Annotated in this window: 20 protein-coding genes; 2 read left to right on the forward strand and 18 right to left on the reverse strand. The window is 71.2% G+C overall.

All coding sequences use genetic code 11. From position 1 onward, the window contains the following. Window positions 1-10: 10 nt before the first annotated feature. Together H577_RS0100610 and H577_RS0100615 are read right to left on the reverse strand one after the other, a co-directional pair. Window positions 11-931 carry a tetratricopeptide repeat protein gene (locus H577_RS0100610; protein ID WP_029144301.1) on the reverse strand — a complete coding sequence of 307 codons (921 nt, stop codon included), beginning with the start codon at window positions 929-931 and terminating at the stop codon, window positions 11-13. Beyond that, on the reverse strand, window positions 928-2,730 hold the full coding sequence (locus H577_RS0100615) for a DUF8094 domain-containing protein (RefSeq protein WP_029144302.1): 1,803 nt from the start codon (window positions 2,728-2,730) through the stop codon (window positions 928-930). Before H577_RS0100615 ends, H577_RS0100610 begins: the two co-directional genes overlap by 4 nt. A gap of 160 nt (window positions 2,731-2,890) precedes the next feature. Between H577_RS0100615 and H577_RS0100620 the strand changes: the two genes are divergently transcribed. Next, window positions 2,891-3,952, forward strand: coding sequence for an AI-2E family transporter (locus tag H577_RS0100620; RefSeq protein ID WP_029144303.1), 1,062 nt, complete (start codon window positions 2,891-2,893; stop codon window positions 3,950-3,952). Here the strand turns inward: H577_RS0100620 and H577_RS0100625 are convergent. The 9 genes from H577_RS0100625 to rpsB all read right to left on the reverse strand — a co-directional run bounded on the left by H577_RS0100625 (window position 3,937) and on the right by rpsB (window position 10,614). Continuing rightward, window positions 3,937-4,665 carry an alpha/beta hydrolase gene (locus tag H577_RS0100625; protein WP_029144304.1) on the reverse strand — a complete coding sequence of 243 codons (729 nt, stop codon included), beginning with the start codon at window positions 4,663-4,665 and terminating at the stop codon, window positions 3,937-3,939. The genes H577_RS0100620 and H577_RS0100625 overlap by 16 nt on opposite strands. Further along, window positions 4,666-4,950: a hypothetical protein gene (locus H577_RS0100630; protein ID WP_029144305.1), complete on the reverse strand. Its 285-nt coding sequence runs from the start codon at window positions 4,948-4,950 to the stop codon at window positions 4,666-4,668. A gap of 4 nt (window positions 4,951-4,954) precedes the next feature. Then, window positions 4,955-5,677: an aggregation-promoting factor C-terminal-like domain-containing protein gene (locus H577_RS0100635; RefSeq protein WP_036283221.1), complete on the reverse strand. Its 723-nt coding sequence runs from the start codon at window positions 5,675-5,677 to the stop codon at window positions 4,955-4,957. Window positions 5,678-5,735: 58 nt separating this feature from the next. After that, a complete protein-coding gene (locus H577_RS0100640) occupies window positions 5,736-6,305 on the reverse strand; it encodes a DivIVA domain-containing protein (protein ID WP_029144307.1) in 570 nt (189 codons plus the stop codon). Beyond that, a complete protein-coding gene (locus H577_RS0100645; protein ID WP_029144308.1) occupies window positions 6,302-7,330 on the reverse strand; it encodes a phosphatidate cytidylyltransferase in 1,029 nt (342 codons plus the stop codon). Before H577_RS0100645 ends, H577_RS0100640 begins: the two co-directional genes overlap by 4 nt. 10 nt (window positions 7,331-7,340) lie before the next feature. After that, the gene (frr, locus tag H577_RS0100650) at window positions 7,341-7,895 is read right to left on the reverse strand and encodes a ribosome recycling factor (RefSeq protein ID WP_029144309.1); all 555 of its coding nucleotides are present in this window, start codon (window positions 7,893-7,895) and stop codon (window positions 7,341-7,343) included. Between the two features lie 74 nt (window positions 7,896-7,969). Further along, complete coding sequence (gene pyrH / locus H577_RS0100655; RefSeq protein ID WP_029144310.1) at window positions 7,970-8,689, reverse strand: UMP kinase; 720 nt, start codon at window positions 8,687-8,689, stop codon at window positions 7,970-7,972. A gap of 86 nt (window positions 8,690-8,775) precedes the next feature. After that, complete coding sequence (tsf, locus tag H577_RS0100660) at window positions 8,776-9,603, reverse strand: translation elongation factor Ts (protein WP_029144311.1); 828 nt, start codon at window positions 9,601-9,603, stop codon at window positions 8,776-8,778. 87 nt (window positions 9,604-9,690) lie between these two features. Further along, complete coding sequence (gene rpsB / locus H577_RS0100665; protein WP_029144312.1) at window positions 9,691-10,614, reverse strand: 30S ribosomal protein S2; 924 nt, start codon at window positions 10,612-10,614, stop codon at window positions 9,691-9,693. Window positions 10,615-10,921: 307 nt separating this feature from the next. Here rpsB and H577_RS14580 point away from each other — a divergent pair, with 307 nt between their 5' ends. Next, a complete protein-coding gene (locus H577_RS14580) occupies window positions 10,922-11,602 on the forward strand; it encodes a murein hydrolase activator EnvC family protein (protein WP_245570300.1) in 681 nt (226 codons plus the stop codon). 189 nt (window positions 11,603-11,791) lie between these two features. Here the strand turns inward: H577_RS14580 and H577_RS0100675 are convergent, their stop codons facing one another. From H577_RS0100675 to lepB, 7 genes are all read right to left on the reverse strand, one after another. Further along, window positions 11,792-12,700: a tyrosine recombinase XerC gene (locus tag H577_RS0100675; protein ID WP_029144313.1), complete on the reverse strand. Its 909-nt coding sequence runs from the start codon at window positions 12,698-12,700 to the stop codon at window positions 11,792-11,794. Window positions 12,701-12,716: 16 nt separating this feature from the next. Beyond that, window positions 12,717-13,928, reverse strand: coding sequence for a DNA-processing protein DprA (dprA, locus tag H577_RS0100680; RefSeq protein WP_029144314.1), 1,212 nt, complete (start codon window positions 13,926-13,928; stop codon window positions 12,717-12,719). Further along, window positions 13,925-15,454 (reverse strand): YifB family Mg chelatase-like AAA ATPase, encoded by a 1,530-nt coding sequence (locus H577_RS0100685; protein ID WP_029144315.1) that lies wholly within the window; start codon window positions 15,452-15,454, stop codon window positions 13,925-13,927. The genes dprA and H577_RS0100685 overlap by 4 nt, the downstream gene beginning before the upstream one ends. Next, window positions 15,445-15,810, reverse strand: coding sequence for a YraN family protein (locus H577_RS0100690; RefSeq protein ID WP_029144316.1), 366 nt, complete (start codon window positions 15,808-15,810; stop codon window positions 15,445-15,447). The genes H577_RS0100685 and H577_RS0100690 overlap by 10 nt, the downstream gene beginning before the upstream one ends. A gap of 111 nt (window positions 15,811-15,921) precedes the next feature. Further along, window positions 15,922-16,242: a DUF2469 family protein gene (locus H577_RS0100695; RefSeq protein WP_036283224.1), complete on the reverse strand. Its 321-nt coding sequence runs from the start codon at window positions 16,240-16,242 to the stop codon at window positions 15,922-15,924. A gap of 57 nt (window positions 16,243-16,299) precedes the next feature. Beyond that, the gene (locus H577_RS0100700; protein WP_029144318.1) at window positions 16,300-16,959 is read right to left on the reverse strand and encodes a ribonuclease HII; all 660 of its coding nucleotides are present in this window, start codon (window positions 16,957-16,959) and stop codon (window positions 16,300-16,302) included. Beyond that, on the reverse strand, window positions 16,956-17,711 hold the full coding sequence (gene lepB, locus H577_RS0100705) for a signal peptidase I (protein WP_029144319.1): 756 nt from the start codon (window positions 17,709-17,711) through the stop codon (window positions 16,956-16,958). Before lepB ends, H577_RS0100700 begins: the two co-directional genes overlap by 4 nt. Between the last annotated feature and the right edge of the window lie 19 nt (window positions 17,712-17,730).

Consider the following 17,730-nt stretch of genomic DNA (forward strand, 5'->3'; position numbering starts at 1 on the left):
CCGGGACGGCTCAGAACAGCAGCGAGGCGAGGCGGCGCCGGGCGGTCCCGACGCGGGGGTCGGCGTCACCGATCAGGCCGAACAGTTCGACCAGGCGCTCGCGCACCGGCGTACGCGCGTCCTCGTCCGACGCCGCGAACAGGTCCAGCAGCCGGTCGAACGCGTCGTCGACATGCCCGCCGGCGATGTCGAGGTCGGCCACGGCCAGCTGCGCGTCGACATCACGGGGGTCGGCGGCGGCTGCGGCGCGCACGGCCTCGGCGTCGGCGTCCTGCACCCGCTGCAACAACCGCACCTGACCGAGCCCGGCACGGGCCTCGTCGTCACGCGGGTTCTCGGCCAGCGCCTTCTCGTACGCGGCGATCGCGCGCGGGTAGTCCCCCGCCGCGATCGCGTCGTACGCCTCGGCGTGCAGCGGCGGCAGCGCCGGTTCGGCGGGTTCGGCGGGTTCGGCATCCGCATCGGTCGCGACGGTGCCGGTCACGCCGTTCTGGGCCGCCACCTGCAGCAGCTGGTCGAAGACCTCGCGCACCTGCTGCTCGGGCACCGCGCCGGTGAACAGCGGTACCGGCTGGCCGGCGATCAACGCGACCACCATCGGGATCGACTGGGCGCGGAAGCCCTGAGCCAGCTGCGGGTTGGCGTCGACGTCGACCTTGCCGAGCACCACACGCCCGCCCAGCTCGGTCACGACCTTCTCGAGCACGGGGCTCAGCTGTTTGCACGGCCCGCACCATTCCGCCCACAGGTCGATGACCACAGGCACCGTTCGCGAGAGCTCGAGGATCTGCGGGAACGTCGCGTCGGTGACGTCACGGATCACGCCACCGGATGCCGCAGCAGCCGTGGCGTCGCCCGCGGCGGGACGATTGCGCAGTCCGGACAGGTCGACGGCGCCGCGCAGCACGGCACCCGCGTTCGGCTCACTCATTTCTTGCTGACCACCTTCGCACCGAGGATGCTGGACGAGTACCCGAGCAGTCGGATCTTGGCATCGCCGGATCCGACTCCCGGCACATAGAAGAACAGCTGATCGCTGTAGGTCGTGACAAAGCCCGTCGCCGACTCCTTCACCCCGGTCAACGCCTTGACCCGCGGGTTCGTGTCGGTCTTGATCACGGCGTTCTTGTCGGTCGGGGTGACCGTCTCGGTCTCGGAGACGTTCACGGCCACGATGGCGCCGCTCTCGAGGGTCGCCAGGGCCAGCGGCGCCTGACCGCCCGCGGCGGCGGCGAACGTCATCTGTGCGGTCTTCTTCGAACTCTTGCCGGCCGTCTTGCTCAGGTCGGCGAGCTGTTCCTTGCGCTTGTCGGTCACGCCCTTCAGGAACAGATCGTCCGCGGTGTCGAACGCGCCCGCCGAGGCGCTCTTGTCGCCCTTGTCGATGACGTCGGCGTAGGCCGCCGCCAGCTCTGCGGGCGGCATGACCAGAAACGACGAGTCCGGCTGCACGGCCGCCGCCCCGACGTACGCGGGTGCCACGTCGGGGAGTTTCGTCGCCTCGAGCTGGCCGGTGTACGAGACCTTGTAGGGCGACCACGGGTCGACCTGCGTCATCATCATGATCGTCGAGGTCACCGCGGCATCCGCCTTCTGCTCGGCGATGGCCAGCACGGTGCGCGGCCACCCCTCGTACGCCTGCGGCAGCACGAGCTTCAGGCCGCTGCCGGGGATCGCGGTCGGCTCCGGCTCTTTGGGCAGCTTGCCGCGCAGCGTGTAGTTGGTCTGCCGTTCGGCGAGGGCGGCTCCCGCAAGCCGGGTGGCGGCAAGCGTCGCGTCGCGCTTCTGGTCGGCCTGCGTGACGGTGTCGGCGATGCGCGACAGGATGCGGTCGGCCTGGGTCGCCGTCACCGCCGGCGGCTGTGTGTCACCGGCGTCGACGACCGTCGCGGTCGGGGTGGGCGTGGGTGAGCCGCCCAGTTGCGGCCAGGCGTCGGCGGAGCACCCGGCGAACAGCAACGCGGACAGGCCGATCGCCGGCACCGCCACCAGCGACCGACGCCGGCTGACGGCGCGACGCTGCGGTGCCGCGCCCGCGGTGATCACGCCCTTGTCGGCCTGCTCCACGGCCAGATCGATCGGCTCGGTCTCGGGCAGCGGCGGCAGCGACTTGCGTCGCGGCCCGCGGGAGCGGCGCAGTCGACGGATGCCGAGGATGTACAGGAAGACCCCGACGGCCATGAGGATGCCACCGCCGAGGATCAGCGGGCCGGCCCACGGAGTCGTGGTCGACAGCGGCCAGGTCAGCGAGATGTCGGCCGGGGCGGGTGCGGTGCCGTCGGTCGCCACCAGAACGCTCATCGTGTCGGGCAGTTGCAGATGCTGGATGAGGATGTCGTCCTGGGTGAACTGGTCGAGCCACAGGTCGGAGCCGGCCGGATCACGGTGGGTGGGCGAGGCGCCGTCGGCCGGTGCGACCACGGTGCTGGTCACGTGGCCGCCTGCGCCCAGGGTGACGGCGGTGTAGTCGGTGTCGGCCAGCCACGCCTTCATGTCATCGGTGCGGCCGTACGCGGCGAAGATGGGGCCGTCGGCGGCGGCGCGCAGTGTCTGCAGGCCCGGCGAACGGTTCAGCACGGCCCCGTCGATGAGGGTGTAGGCGGTGGCGGAGGTGTCCGAGATCGTGGCGGTCGTCGTCTTGGGGCCCTGGAAGACCGTCCGCTGCGCGATGCCGGTCGCGATCATCACGGCGGCCAGCACGAAGGCGGCAACAGCCCACACGAAACGCACGAATTCATCCTCCCCGGCCCGACGGGCGTCCGGGCCGACTCGACGTTCCAGACTATCGAACGAGACCTGTGTGCGGACCGGGAGGGCCGGCCGCGTGGTTCGCTGCCGTCTGCGCGCCGCCCGGGACCGTATCCTGTCGGCATCGGTGGAGAGGAGCCCCATGAAGGTACAGAACCCGTTCCGTGTCGCCCTGGTGGCGACCCTCGGCGTCGGACTCGGCCTGCTGCTGATCGGCAGCATCCAGCACCTGTCGACGATCCTGCTCTACATCGGGACGGCGCTGTTCCTCTCCCTCGGCCTGGAGCCGGTGGTGGCGTTCCTCGAGCGACGGCGGCTGCCGCGGTGGGCGGCCGTGCTCATCACGATCCTCGCCGTGCTGGCGGTGTTCGCCGGGGTGATCCTGATCGTGGTGCCCGTCATCGTGAACCAGATCTCGCAGTTGGTCGACTCGATCACCCAACTCGCACAGAACCCGAACGCGCTCGAGGACTTCAAGGACTGGGCGACCCGCACGTTCCCGCAGCTCAAGGTCGACGACGTGTTCGACTACGTTCAGGACTGGCTGGTGAAGAACCTCGCCGACATCAGCGGTTCGATCGGTCAGGGTGTGCTCAAGGTCGGCATCGCGTTCTTCTCGGGCCTGGCCGGCGCGTTCATCGTGCTGATCCTCACGATCTACTTCACGGCATCCGTGCCGTCGCTGAAGACCGCGGTCTATCAGCTGGTGCCGGCCTCGAAGCGCCCCCGCTTCATCGACCTGTCCGAGCAGATCACCGACTCGGTCGGCTACTACGTCATGGGCCAGGTCAGCCTGGGGGTCATCAACGGCATTCTGAGCTCGATCTTCCTGTCGATCATCCATGCCCCGTTCCCGGCGGTGCTCGCGGTCATCGCGTTCTTCTTCTCGCTGATCCCGCTGGTGGGCACGTTGACCGGCTCGGTGATCATCGTGCTGGCCTGTCTGATCCCGGGGCTCGGCTCGCCGACCACGGCGCTGATCGCGGCGATCTACTACCTCGTGTACATGCAGCTGGAGGCGTACATCATCTCCCCGCGGATCATGAACCGCGCGGTGTCGGTTCCCGGTGCGGTGGTCGTGGTGGCGGCACTGGCGGGCGGGGCGCTTCTGGGCCTGCTGGGCGCGCTGATCGCGATTCCGGTGGCGGCGAGCATCCTCATCATCTACCGGCAGGTGGTGATCCCCCGTCAGAACGACCGCTGATCCGGCTCGTGCCACTCGGTGGGCAACGGCAGCGCAGTGGGGTTCACCGCCTGGGTGATCTCGGTCAGCACGCGGCGGGTCTGGTTCTCGCCCACCCAGAGGTGGCGCCCGCCGTCCACCGCAATGACCTCGGCGTGCGGCACCGCGGCGAACCGACGACGCGCCTCGTCCGGGCGCAGGTAGTCGTCGTGCTCGGGGATCAGCGCCACGATCCGCCGGGGATCATCGGCCCAGGCCGCCAGTTCGGCGTCGGTGGTGCGGTGCAGCGGCGGTGAGAGCAGGATGAGGCCGTCGACCGGATGCGCCCGCCCGTGCTTGAGGGCGACCTCGGTGCCGAACGACCAGCCCACCAGCCACGGATGGGGCAGCTGCCGGGCGGCGACCAGGTCCATGGCTGCGGCCAGATCCAGGCCCTCGGCGTCGCCCCCGTCGAAGGTGCCCTCGCTGGTGCCCCGCGGCGAGGTGGTGCCGCGGGTGTTGAACCGCAGCACGGCCAGCTGTGCCAGTGCGGGCAGGCGGGCGGCGGCTTTGCGCAGGATGTGCGAATCCATGAACCCGCCCGCGGTGGGCAGGGGATGCAGCGTGACCAGGGTCGCTGCCGGCGCGCCCTGAGCCGGCAGCGCGAGCTCGCCGACGAGGGTCAGCCCATCGGCGGTGTGCAGCTCGATCTCCTCGCGCCGCGCGGGCAGCAGGACCGGTCCACGGATCTCCATTCAGGCCACCTTCCAACAGTGCGAGTGCCAATGCCGTCGGGCCGCGAGGTCGGCGGCGTCGCCGAGCACGCCGTCGGCGCGCCAGACCACCAGGTGCGCCACCGAGGGAGCGATCTGCCCGCCGCAGCCGGGGCAGGTGTACGCCTTCTGCGCCTGTGCCGCCGAGACCGGTTGCACCGTCCACTCCACGCCGCGGCGGATCTCGGTGCGCTTGAAGCCGGCGAGAAAGCGCTCGAAGGAGTCACCGCGGGGTGGGTCGGGGCGCCTCCGGTGTGACCGGGGCATCGGGTCAATACCAGCCGGTGGACTGGGAGTGACCCCAGGCACCACAGGGGGTGCTGTAGCGCCCGGTGATGTAGCCCAGCCCCCATTTGATCTGTGTGGCGGGGTTGGTCGCCCAGTCCGCCCCGGCGGAGGCCATCTTGCTGCCCGGCAGCGCCTGCGGGATGCCGTAGGCACCGCTGCCGGCGTTGTACGCGTTGACGCGCCAGCCCGATTCCCGCTTCCACAGCGCGACCAGGCACGAGAACTCGCTGTCGCCCCAGCCGCGGGCCTTCACCATGTCGTAGGCGATCGCCTGCGCGGTGCCGGGGTTGGGGGCGACGAACGGCACGCTGAAGGATGCCGCCCGGCCCTGCACCGTCGAAGCGGTCGGCTTCGGTGTCGGCTTGGGCTTGAGGGCTGCGGCGTAGCTGTCGCGGTCGAGCCCGGCGCCGTCTTCGGTGACCACGGAGGCGACCTCGACGGTCTGCGCGTCGCCGAGGGCGCTCGCATACAGGGTCACCGGTGCCACCGGTTGCGCGTTCGCGGGGGTGCTCAACGCCGCGCCCAACGGGCTGAGCGTGGCCACGGCCAGTCCGGCCACCGCGAATCCGGCGAACCCCGCCATCACCCCGCGCCGGCGCGACCAGCGTGCCCGAACGCGGGTGCGTCGGGCGGGTGCCGCCGCTTTCAGGTCGCGGCGGAGGATCGCGCGGGATGCCTCGGGTGTCATCTCGTTGCCGGAAGTCACAGTGGGCCCGAGTCTACCGAAGTGCCGGCGGCCGCGCCATCACCGGGTCCGCGCGTGTTCACCCGACCGCCAGCATCACGTCCACGACCGCGTCGAGCACCGCGTCGACCTGGGCCTCGCGATAGCCGCGGCGCTGCATGCGGAAGGCGACGGTGCGCACCTGTTCCACCGTCACCGGTGTGCCCGAGGCGAGATAGGCGGCGATCTTGTCGGCCACCAGGTCGACCTCGTCGATGCGGTACCCGTAGCCCAGTCCGCGCACCCGATCGAACCGGTGTCGGGGTTCGCGGGTGAGCCGGTCGAGGATCTCTTGCGCCCGCGCACGGGTGCGGTCGATCCACTCCCCCGTGCCCACGGCCGACAGCGCACGTTCGCGCTCACGCGCGGCGAACGCATCCTCGACGCGTGCCAGGGCGGCGTCGACCGCCTCGGTGCGGTAGCCGCGGCGCACGAGCGGGAAGGCGATCGCCCGCACACCGGCGGCGGTGACCTCCGGGACGGCGGCATCCTGCTCGAACGATTCCCGCGCCCGGGCGAGGAAGGCGTCGACGGCCTTCGGGTCGTATCCCTGGTCACGGCCGGTGGCGCGCGGGAACGGGCTCGCGGTCGGATCGGAGGAACGGGTCATGAAACCACCAGCGGGGTCAGGAGCAGATAGAGCGCAAGGGCGCCGCCTGCGGAGGGAAGGATGGAATCCAGACGGTCGAGCACACCGCCGTGTCCGGGCAGCCACGAGCTCATGTCTTTGATGCCGAGGTCGCGCTTGATCATCGACTCCCCCAGGTCGCCGATGGTCGCGGTGGCCAAGATCACCGCGCCGATCACCAGCCCGGCCCACCACGGAAGGTTCAGCATGAACAGCGCGAGCAGCACGCCGGCGATCAGCGCTGCGGCGACCGCCCCGGCGAAACCCTCCCAGGTCTTCTTGGGGCTGATCCGCGGCGCCATCGGGTGCCGCCCGAGGGTGAGACCGGTGATGTACGCGCCGGTGTCGGCGGCCACCGCGATGATGATGAATGCGAGCACCCAGTATTCGCCGTGGTCCTGACGCAGCAGGATGACGCACAGGCTCGCCAGGAACGACACGTACAGCTGCATCAGCCCGCCCGCGAGCACGTCGTCCGCCACGTCACGGTGCCGGCGACCGTCGTGGACGACCATCTGGCCGAGCAGCCGCCACACGATCACGAGGATCACGACGGCGATCAGCACGACCCAGTGCAGCCATGCCGACAGGAACCAGCCCGACAGCACGAGTGCGGCACCACCGGCCAGCTGCGGGGCCAGGTCGACCCGGCGCCCGCTGCCCTGCATCGCCCGCGTGAGCTCGAACAGGCCGAGCCCCACGGCGGCCAGCGCGAACACGAGGAACACCGGCTTCCAGATGATCAACGACAGCAGCAGAACGACGCCGATCGCCAGGCCGATGAGGATCGCGAGGATCAGGTCGCGGCCGGTGCGGGCCTTGATGCGCTCGTTGGCTTCTTCGAAGTCCGCACGCGCGCGCTCGACCTGGCTCTCGAACTCGGTGCGCGCGGCGCGCAGGTGCGCGTGCAGCGCGGTGTCGTCGGGGGCCGGCGCCGCGTCCGGGCGCGGCCGGCGGAGCCGGTGGCGACGGCCGCCGCCCGGCGGCTGTTCGGACGGGTCCGTCATGTGCCCTACCTCAGACCTCGAGCAGCTCGGCCTCTTTGCGCTTGAGGGCCTCGTCGATGGCATCCACGTGCGCACGGGTGATCGCGTCGAGCTCCTTCTCGGCGCGGGCGAGTTCGTCCTCACCCACGTCGCTCTTGAGCGCGTCCAGGTCGTCCTTGATCTTGCGGCGGATGCCGCGGACATGCACCTTCGCGTCCTCGCCCTTGGAACGGACGAGCTTGACGTACTCCTTGCGGCGGTCTTCGGTGAGCTCAGGCATCGTGACGCGCACGAGGTTGCCGTCGTTGGTGGGGTTGACCCCGAGGTTCGGCATGTCGCGGATCGCCTGCTCGATCGCCTTGAGCGCGGACTTGTCGTAGGGGGTGATGATCAGCGAGCGTGCCTCGGGCGCGTTCACCGACGCGAGCTGCGCGAGCGGGGTCGGGGTGCCGTAGTAGTCGACGAGCACCTTCTGGAACAGCTGCGGGTTGGCGCGGCCGCTGCGCACCGTCGCGAAGTCGTCCTTCGCGGCATCCACCGCCTTGTCCATCCGGCCTTCCGCATCGGCCAACACGTCCGCGATCACGGTCTCTCCATTCGCTCAGGCGTACCCGCCCAGTCTAGTCGGGGCGCGCCACCGGACCGGTGCGCGCGGGGGGATCACGCGGTGACCAGCGTGCCGATCTGATCTCCCAGCAGGGCCTTGGTCACATTGCCGGCCGGTTCCATGCCGAACACCCGCATGTCCATGCGGTTGTCCATGCACAGGCTGAACGCGGTCGAGTCGACGACCTTCAGCCCGCGCTGCAGCGCCTCCAGATAGGTGATCCGGTCGATGCGGGTGGCCGAGGCATCCTTCTTCGGGTCTGCCGTGTACACCCCGTCGACGCCGTTCTTGGCGACCAGCACCTCATCGGCGCGGATCTCGAGGGCCCGCTGTGCGGCGACGGTGTCGGTGGAGAAGTAGGGCAGACCCGCGCCGGCGCCGAAGATGACCACGCGCCCCTTCTGCATGTGCCGTTCGGCGCGCAGCGGGATGTACGGCTCGGCGACCTGGGTCATCTGGATCGCGGACTGCACGCGGGTGGCGGCGCCGGCCTGCTCGAGGAAGTCCTGCAGGGCCAGCGCGTTCATCACCGTGCCGAGCATGCCCATGTAGTCGGCACGGCCGCGGTCCATGCCGCGCTGGCTGAGCTCGGCACCGCGGAAGAAGTTGCCGCCGCCGACGACGATCGCGATCTCGACACGGTCGACCGCTGCGGCGATCTCACGCGCGATCTGACTGACCACGTCGGGGTTCACGCCCAACGACCCGGCCCCGAAGGCCTCGCCCGAGAGCTTGAGCAGGACGCGGCGGCGCCCGGTGGCTTCTTTGATCACGTGCATTCCTCTCGTCGCGATCACACACTAGCGAACGGGCATGGCAAGGGCCCGCACCGTCGTGCGATGCGGGCCCTCGGGCGTTGTCAGGCGCCGACCTTGAACCGGGCGAAGTCGGTGACGGTGATGCCCGCGTCCTTGGCGACCTGGGCGACCGACAGCTTGTTGTCCTTCGCGTAGTCCTGCTCGAGCAGGGCGACCTGCTTGAAGAACGCGTTCACACGGCCTTCGACGATCTTCGGCAGCGCCGCCTCGGGCTTGCCCTCGTTGCGGGAGATCTCGGTGACGATCTCGCGCTCCTTCTCGACGTCGGCGGCGGGCACGTCGTCACGGGAGAGGTACGACGGGTTGGCGAACGAGATGTGCTGGGCGATGCTGCGCGCGGTGGCCGCATCGTCGCCGGTGTACGCCACGACCACGCCGATCTGCGGGGGCAGGTCCTTGCTGGTCTTGTGCAGGTACACCTCGAACTTGTCGCCGTGCAGGGTGCGCACGCGACGCAGCTCGATCTTCTCGCCGATGATGGCGGCCTCATCCGAGATCAGCTGTGCGACCGTCTGGTCGCCGGCGGGGGCGGCCAGGGCGGCCTCGGCCGAGTCCGCGGATGCGGCGGCGGCGGCATCGGCCACCTTGTCGGCGAGGGCGATGAACCTGTCGTTCTTCGCGACGAAGTCGGTCTCGCACGCCAGCTCGACCAGGGTCACCTGGCCGTCTGCCTCACGGGCGACGACCAGGCCCTCGGTGGTGGAGCGGTCGGCGCGCTTGGCGTTGCCCTTCGCGCCCTTCAGGCGCAGGATCTCGACGGCCTTCTCGATGTCGCCGTCGGCCTCTTCGAGCGCCTTCTTCGTGTCGACCATGCCCGTGCCGAGCTGCTCGCGCAGCGCCTTGATGTCGGCGATGGTGAAGTTTGCCATGGGTGGCGGCTCCTTGTGTGTCTGAGTTCTCGTGGATGCCTCGGCCGGCCCGTCGAGGACGGACCGGCCGAGGCGGAAAGTCGTGCGTTACTCGGCCGCGGCGACCGGAGTCTCGCCCTCGGCGGCTTCAGCCTCGGCCTCGGCAACCTCGGCCTGCACCTCAGCGGCCTCGGCCTGCACCTCGGCAGCCTCGGCCTGCGCCTCGGCGACGTCGGCGACCTTCGCGGTGCTCGCGGAGGACTGCTCGGGCGCGCCCTGCTCGAGCAGCTCGCGCTCCCACTCGGCCAGGGGCTCGGCCTGGGCGGTCTCGTCGGCCGGCTGGTGGCGCTGGATGAGACCCTCGGCGGCGGCGTCCGCGATGATGCGGGTCAGCAGGCTGACCGAACGGATGGCGTCGTCGTTGCCCGGGATCGGGTACTGGATCTCGTCGGGGTCGGCGTTGGTGTCGAGGATGCCGATCACCGGGATGCCGAGCTTGCGGGCCTCGTCGATGGCGAGGTGCTCGCGCTTGGCGTCGACGACCCACAGCGCCGACGGCGTCTTCTGCAGGTTGCGGATGCCGCCCAGCGACTTGTGCAGCTTGTCGAGCTCACGCTTCTTCAGCAGCAGCTCCTTCTTGGTGAAGCCGCTCTCGGAGGGGTTCTCGTAGTCGAGCTCCTCAAGCTCCTTCATGCGCTGCAGCCGCTTGCTGACCGTGCTGAAGTTGGTGAGCAGACCGCCCAGCCAGCGCTGGTTCACGTAGGGCTGGCCGACACGGGTCGCCTGCTCGGCGAGCACCTCCTGCGCCTGCTTCTTGGTGCCCACGAAGAGGATGGTGCCGCCGTGGGCGACCGTCTCCTTCACGAACTCGTAGGCGCGGTCGATGTAGGCCAGCGACTGCTGCAGGTCGATGATGTGGATGCCACTGCGCTCGGTGAGGATGAAGCGCTTCACCTTCGGGTTCCACCGACGGGTCTGGTGTCCGAAGTGAACGCCGGCATCGAGCAGCTGGCGGATGGTGACGACGGCCACGGCCGTTCTCCTGTTCTCGGCGCGGGTGCGCCGCTTTCCGGTTCTCACAGACGGGCGGGTGCCCGCTGATCCCTGGTGCCCGGCACACGTCCCGCCCCGGCTGTGCCGGGGACCGTGGGGAGGGATGCCACGAGCGGATGACCGCTCGCTGTGGGCACGCGTAGTCACCTCGACGTGCGAGGTGCCCGTCCAGTGTATCAGTCGGCGCCGCCTCCCCCGATGCGGGCAGGAGTGTGTTCGAGGGCGCCTATCCACAGATCAGCGCAGGCGCCAGCGCGAGCCGGTGTCGGGGCGCCACCATGGGGGCATGAACACGTTCCGGCTCGGTGCGGCGGCGGCCGTGCTGGTGTGCCTGTGCACCGGTGTGGGCGGCATCGTGCCGGCGGCGGCCGCTCCGCCGCCCGTCGTGAACGACCGCGCTGCCGTGAACGGCCGCGCTGCCGTCGGTGCGACCGCTGCGGCAATGGCTGATCCGGCGGGCCCGGGTGCCGTAGCGCAGGCTGCCGGCCGCTCGCGCGTGAGCCGTTCGGGCACCGGGGCCCGGCCTGCGGTTGGGGATGTCGCTGACCTGCCCGACCACGTGCCGTGGGTGTGGCCGGTGGACGGGCCCCGGATCGTCGCCGGGTACGTGGCGCCCGCGCACGATTACGGTCCGGGGCATCGCGGGATCGATGCGGCGCCCGCGCGGCCGGGCGACGTGCGCGCTCCGGCGTCGGGTGTCGTGGCGTTCGCCGGCACGGTGGTCGACCGTCCGCTGGTGACGATCGATCACGGCGACGGGCTGGTCACGACCCTCGAGCCGGTCGATCCCACCGTGGCGGTGGGTACGACGGTGACGCGCGGCCAAGTGGTGGGTGCCCTGGCCGTCGGCGGCCACACCCCACCGGGCGCGCTGCATTTCGGGGTGCGGCTGCACGGTGCGTACATCAATCCGTTGCTGCTGCTCGGCGGCGTGCCGCGGGCGGTGCTGCTTCCCTGCTGCCGGTGACGTGCGTGGACGCTGCGCGCGTGAGCGGGCGCTGCGATCGCCCCGGCTCCTCCGGGTACGACGCGCGTCAGCGCTGCGCGCGTGGGTGGGCGAGCACGTCCACGCGTCGGAACGGCCTCCCGCCGCAGTCAGCGTTGCGCGCGTGGCTGGGCGAGGTGTCGTCTACCTCAGGTCCACAACCTTGGTGCGTCAGCGCTGCGCGCGTGGGTGGGCGAGACGGTATCCGGCCAGCAGTCGCTCCCCCGAGACGTGCGTGTAGATCTGGGTCGTGCCCAAACTCGCGTGGCCGAGCAGTTCCTGCACGGTGCGCAGGTCGGCACCGCCGTCGACCAGGTGCGTGGCCGCGGAGTGTCGCAGGGCGTGCGGGCCGATGGTCTGAGCGCCCACGACCGGCCCGAGCGTACGCGAGACGATCTCGTACACGGTGCGTGGCCCGATCCGCCCGCCCCGCGCACCCAGGAACAGCGCGGCGCCGGCCCGGTCACTGCGGGCGTGCAGCACCGGCCGGGCGCGCACGACGTAGGCGTCGAGGGCACGCGCGGCGGGCAGCCCGTACGGAACGACACGTTCTTTGGAGCCCTTGCCCAGCACGCGCACGGTACGCGCATCGCGGTCGAAGGACGTGACATCGAGCCCACACAACTCCGACACCCGGATCGCCGCGCCGTAGAGCAGTTCGAGGATCGCCTGGTCGCGCAGGGCGAGGGGGTCACCGTCGGCGGCCGCGACGGCCGCGGCATCCAGCACCTGCGTCATGCCCTCGGCGGTGGCGACCTTCGGCAGCGTACGCCCACGCTTGGGCGTGACCAGCCGCAGCGCGGGGTCGCTCGCGATGATGCCCGTCTCAGCCGCCCAGGCGAAGAACCCGCGCACCGCCGCGGTGCGGCGCGCGATCGTCGCGCGGGCGTCGCCGCGCTGCGTCGCCCGCCACAGCCAGTCCCGCAGGTCGTCGATGCCCATCTCGTCCAGCGCGCGATCCTGGCAGGCCGCGCTCAGGTCGGCCAGGTCCGAGCGGTACGCGCGCACCGTCGCCGGCGACAACCGGCGCACCTGTGCCAGGTGTCGCGCGTACTCGTCGGCGGCGGCGCTGATCCTCATCCCTCCAGGATGTCGCTCAGCCCACCGCCGCCGCGGCGGCACGCCGCCACCCGGCGCCCTGCGCCTGGGCGCGCCCGTCCAACGCCATCATCCCCAGTCGCGCGGTCACCTCGTCGACGGCCATGCCACAGCGCGCGGCGATCTGCTCGACGGTGCGTGCACTGCGGGTGCTGAGCGCATCGAGGACCCGGGTGTCGTCGTCGGTATGCGCACCCGAGAAGACCGCGGGATCGTCACCGGCCAGTCCCAGCAGCTCGGCCACTTCGTCGGCGCACGTCACGCAGCGCGCATCGAACTCACGCAGCAGCCGGTGACATCCCGCCGACGAGCCGCTGGTCACCGGCCCGGGCACCGCACCGATCGGCCGGCCCAGGGTGGCGGCATGACCGGCCGTGTTCAACGAGCCGCTGCGCGTTCCGGCCTCCACCACGACGGTGGCCCCGCCGAGCGCGGCGATCGTGCGGTTGCGCTGCAGGAACCGCCACTTGGTGGGCGCCCAGCCGCACGGCACCTCGGCGGCCACCACCCCTGTCTCGGCGATGCGCCGCAACAGGTCGGCATGTCCTGCGGGGTAGGGCCGGTCCACTCCCCCGGCGAGCATCGCCACGGTGGTGCCGCCGGCGGCCAGCGCGGCCCGGTGCGCGGCGCCGTCGATGCCGTAGGCCGCGCCCGACACCACCGCGACACCGCGCCCGGCGAGGTCGGCGGCCAACTCCGCGGCGATGTGCTCCCCGTAGCCTGTGGCCGCCCGGGCTCCGACGATCGCGACCGCAGGGTCGAGCCGGCCGAGCACGTCGCAGTCGCCGCGCACCCACAGGCACACCGGCGCGTACGGACCGAGGTCGGCCAGTGCGAGCGGCCACACCGGGTCGTCCGGGGTGATCAGCCGCGCCCCGCAGGTACGGGCCACATCGAGCGCGAACGCTATCGCCTCGGACTGCAGGCGCGGCCGCCAGCGGCCGAGCGCCGCACGCAGGTCGGGTGGGTCCAGAGCGGCGGCATCCACCGCGCTCGGATCTCGGGCGCCGCCCAGAATCTCACGCAGGGCCACGTCCGGTCCCAACGCGGCGATCAGTGCGCCGGCGACCGCGTCACCGGGTTCGATCAGGCAACTCCACACCGCCGCGGCATAGGCGCGGACGGTGCGCTCCGGGTCCGCGGCGGCCTCGGGAGTCAGCAGCGGCACGATGGCGGCGGCATCGGTGTCGGCCCAACGGAAGACGGTCATCCTCGTATCCCCTTCTTGAGGAACAGCGCCCGCCCGATGTCGTCGAGTTCGAGGCGGTCGCGCCCGGCCAGGTCGGCCAGCGACCAGGCCACGCGCAGCGCACGGTCATAGGTGCGCAGGCTCAGGGTGCCGCGGTCCAGCGCGACATCCAGGGGTCGGCGCACCGCGGGCGGCGGTGCCAGCGGCCCCAGCCGCAGCCAAGGACCGGCCACCTGCGCATTGCGCCGCCACGGCGTCTCGCGCAGCCGGTGCGCCGCGCGGTCTCGCGCCGCGGCGACCTCGTCGCGGGCCTGCGCGGTGGTCGTCGTCGCCCGCCCCTGCACCCCCGCGGTCGAGGTCACCCGCTCCATCGCCACCTCGATGTCGATGCGGTCCAGCAGCGGCCCCGACAGGCGCCCGATGTAGCGTCGGATCGCCATCGGCGGGCACGTGCAGACGGCACCGCGCACCCCGAAATTGCCGCACGGACACGGGTTGGTGGCCAGCACCAGCTGGAACCGCGCCGGGAAGGTGGCGGTGAAGCCGGCCCGATGGATGACCATGGTCCCGGTCTCCAGAGGCTGGCGCAACGCGTCGAGCGTGCCGGTGTGGTGCTCCCCCGCCTCGTCGAGGAACAGCACGCCCTCGCTCGCCCGCGCGATCGCCCCCGGCCGCACCAGCCGCGACCCGCCGCCCACGAGCGCCGCGACGCTCGCGGTGTGATGCGGTGCCTCGAACGGGGGCGTCCGGTCCAGTCGGGTGACCGTGGCCCCCGAGAGCGAACGAATGGATGCCGCCACCAGCGCCGATTCGTCGTCGAGATCGGGCAGGATACCCGGCAGCCGCCGGGCCAGCATCGTCTTGCCGGCACCCGGCGGCCCGCTCATCAGCATGTGGTGCCCGCCGGCCGCGGCGACGATCAGGGCCCGGACCGCGGCATCCTGACCGATCACATCGGCCAGATCGAGGCGTTCGGCCGTCGGCGCGTCGTCTTGTTCGGCGGGCACCGGCTGAAGGTCGCGGTCGTCGGTCACGTCGGCTCCGTGCAGCCGCGCGACGTCGGCGAGCGAGACCGCGCCGGTCACCCGCATCCCGCCGACGAGCTCGGCTTCGGCCCGATTGGCCCACGGCACCACCACGTGTTCGATGCCCGCCCGCGCGGCGGCGCGCACCGCGGGCAGCACCCCCGGCACCGGGCGCAGCCGGCCGTCGAGTCCGAGCTCGCCGATGTGCGCGGTCGAGGCGATGGATGCCGGGTCCATCAGTCCGTCGGTGGCCAGGGCCGCCACGGCGATGGCGACGTCGAATCCGGACCCGTGCTTGGGCAGGCTCGCCGGCGACAGGTTGACGGTGATGCGGCGCCGCGGCAGTGCGAGACCGCTGTTGTCGCTGGCGTTGCGCACCCGCTGCACGGCCTCGCCCAGCGCCTTGTCGGGCAGGCCGATGATGCGGAAGTCGGGGATCTGGCGACTGAGGTCGGCCTCGACCTCGATCAGCGTGCCGTCCAGTCCGGCGAGGGCCACCGCCCACGTGCGTGTCACCCCCATGGCACGTCCTCGAGGTGTTCGAGTCGGGCCGTGTCGGGGTCGGGGCCGGTGATCCCGATCACGTCGAGCCGGCGCATCGCGCGGGCCTGCTCGGGATGCGCGGCGCACCACGCCTGGGCCAGGCGCCACAGCCGCGCCCGCTTGCGCGCGTCGACCGCCTCGAGCGGGTCGCCGAAGCCGTCGCTGCGGCGCGTCTTGACTTCGACGAACACGACCGTGCCGTCCCGGCGGGCGACCACGTCGAGTTCGCCGCCGGGTGCGCGCCAATTGCGGTCGAGCACGGCGAACCCGCGCGCGCTCAGGTAGGCCGCCGCGCGCTGTTCGCCCGCGCGCCCGAGCTCGTCTTTCGCTGCCATGTACAGCATGCTCGCCGGTCGGCACGGGGCCGTGGGGCGCGCAGGGCGCATCTGTGGAACGATCGGCGCGATCGCCCGAAAACGCCGATCTGGGGAGGCGGCGATGCCGGATCAGCTGTCCAGCGAGAGCTCCTCCGGCAGGTGCAGGTCACGGCGCTGCAGCTCTTCGACGTTGACGTCCTTGAAGGTGAGCACCCGCACCGACTTCACGAACCGGTCGGCCCGGTAGATGTCCCACACCCACACGTCGTTCATCGAGACTTCGAAGTAGAAGTCGTGCTCGGTGTCACGGCGCACCACGTTGACCTCGTTGGCGAGGTAGAAGCGTCGCTCGGTCTCGATCACGTATTGGAACTGGGAGACGACGTCGCGGTACTCCTTGTACAACGCCAGTTCGAGCTCGCGATCGTAGTCGTCGAAATCGTCGTCCATGATGCACCCATCCTAGGGCCGGGCGGCACCGGCGCACGGCCGCGCGGTCGGGGCGGCTCAGAACAGCGTCGGGGCGTCGGCGATCGCCCAGGACGCACGATGGTACGGGCTCAGCCCGTTGTGTCGGATCGCCTCGCGGTGCGCAGGGCTGGCATACCCCTTGTTCTGCCGCCATTCGTAGACGGGATGCTCGTCGTGCAACGCCGTCATGTGCGCGTCGCGCGCGACCTTAGCGATGACGGATGCCGCGGCGGCGCTCGCGCAGTCGCGGTCGGCCTTGATGCGGGGTCGTACGCGCAGCCCGACGCCGCCGGCAGGCGTGATGTAGTCGTGGTTTCCGTCCAGCAGCACGATCGCCTGCTCCGGGGCCACGCCGTCGGCCCGCAATTGCGCGAGGGCGCGCAGGGCCGCTTCGCCGAGTGCCCGGATGATGCCGATCCGGTCGATCTCGTCGGCACTGGCCCAGCCCACCGCCCCGGCCTGCACCCACGCGGTCGCGCGCGCCGCGACATCCGCCCGCTTGTGCTCGGGCACGAGCTTCGAATCGCGCAGCCCCGCGGGCACCCGGCGCCGGGCCGCCTGCGCGTCGATCACGACCGCGCCCACCGCCACCGGTCCGGCCAGTGCGCCCCGGCCCACCTCGTCACACGCGATCAGCAGGGTGTGCTCGCGCAGCAGCTGCCGCTCGAGCGTGAGACGCGGTTCGACCACGGTCATGGGGACGACCCGCTCGACGACGGCGCCGGGATCTGCGCGAACACCGGATGGTGGAAGTCGATCAGCCCGAACCGGGGGAACGGCCAGGTGATCACGAACGCCCGACCGACCACGTTCTGCATCGGCACGAAACCCTTGCCCGGCTGGTTCTGGTTGTAGCGGGAGTCACGGGAGCGGTCGCGGTTGTCGCCGAGCACCCACAGCGAGTCGGCGGGCACGACCACATCGAACGGCACCGGTTGCGGTGCGCTCTCGCCCGGCTGCAGCTTGACGTACGAGCTCTCGTCGATCGGCACGCCGTTGACGGTGATCTGGCCGATCGCGTTGCAACAGGCGACATGGTCGCCGGGCAATCCGATGACACGCTTGATGAGATGGTCGTCGCTGTCGGGGGCTGACAGGCCCACCAGCGACAGCACCCAGTCCACCGCCTCGACGATCCACGGCCGGGTGTCGGCGGCGGCCGGCGGCAGCCATCCGCCCGGGTCGCGGAAGACCACCACATCCCCGCGCTGGTAGCCGGTGAACCGGGGCGTGATCTCGTCGACGAGGATGCGGTCGTTGATCTGCAGCGTGTTCTCCATCGACCCGGACGGGATGTAGAACGAGCGGACCAGGAACGTCTTGACCAGGAACGAGACCAGCAGCGCGATCAGGACGATGACGACCACGTCGCGCGCGAAGACGAGGGCGCTGCGCTTGCGCGAAGGACGCTCCGATACGGCGGCGGCGGCGGTTGGTTCTTCTGTCATGGGGCCCTTCGACTCTCGC

This window comes from Microbacterium luticocti DSM 19459 (assembly GCF_000422405.1).
GTDB lineage: Bacteria > Actinomycetota > Actinomycetes > Actinomycetales > Microbacteriaceae > Microbacterium > Microbacterium luticocti.